The organism is Quadrisphaera sp. GCM10027208 (genome assembly GCF_042658805.1).
Lineage (GTDB): Bacteria > Actinomycetota > Actinomycetes > Actinomycetales > SCSIO-59966 > SCSIO-59966.
On record NZ_JBHSRC010000020.1, the window covers coordinates 1 to 673 of the forward strand.

1 protein-coding gene is annotated in these 673 nt (G+C 68.9%); it reads left to right on the plus strand.

Going from position 1 to position 673, the window contains the following annotated elements; all coding sequences use genetic code 11:
* Positions 1-119 precede the first annotated feature (119 nt).
* On the plus strand, positions 120-673 hold a 554-nt coding region (locus tag ACFP6A_RS14400), incomplete at its 3' end, for a hypothetical protein (protein WP_379604676.1).

Sequence of the window (673 nt, forward strand, 5' to 3'; positions counted from 1 at the left end):
TACAGGTCACCGTGACGGCGTGCCCGACGCCGCCTCCTGCTCCGGAGCCGGAGTTGGGTGTGGTCGCTGCGCCGGACTGTGTGGCCGAGGGCGCTGTGGGTGGAACGGTGACGGTTCCGGTGAGCGCCGATGGTGCGGCCGATCTGTCCGTGAAGCTGGTCGGCGGTGAGGGCTTCACTCCGGTGGAGAAGACCGTCGCGGGTGGCTCGGTGGTGTTCGAGGGTGTCCCGGTGGGGTCCTACACGGTCACGTTGCTCAAGGACGGGCAGCCTGTGACGGATCAGTCCGTACAGGTCACGGTGACGGCGTGCCCGACGCCGCCTCCTGCTCCGGAGCCGGAGTTGGGTGTGGTCGCTGCGCCGGACTGTGTGCCTGAGGGCGTTGACGGTGGAACGGTGACGGTTCCGGTGAGCGCCGATGGTGCGGCCGATCTGTCCGTGAAGCTGGTCGGCGGTGAGGGCTTCACTCCGGTGGAGAAGACCGTCGCGGGTGGCTCGGTGGTGTTCGAGGGTGTCCCGGTGGGGTCCTACACGGTCACGCTGCTCAAGGATGGGCAGCCTGTGACGGATCAGTCCGTACAGGTCACCGTGACGGCGTGCCCGACGCCGCCTCCTGCTCCGGAGCCGGAGTTGGGTGTGGTCGCTGCGCCGGACTGTGTGGCCGAGGGCGCTGT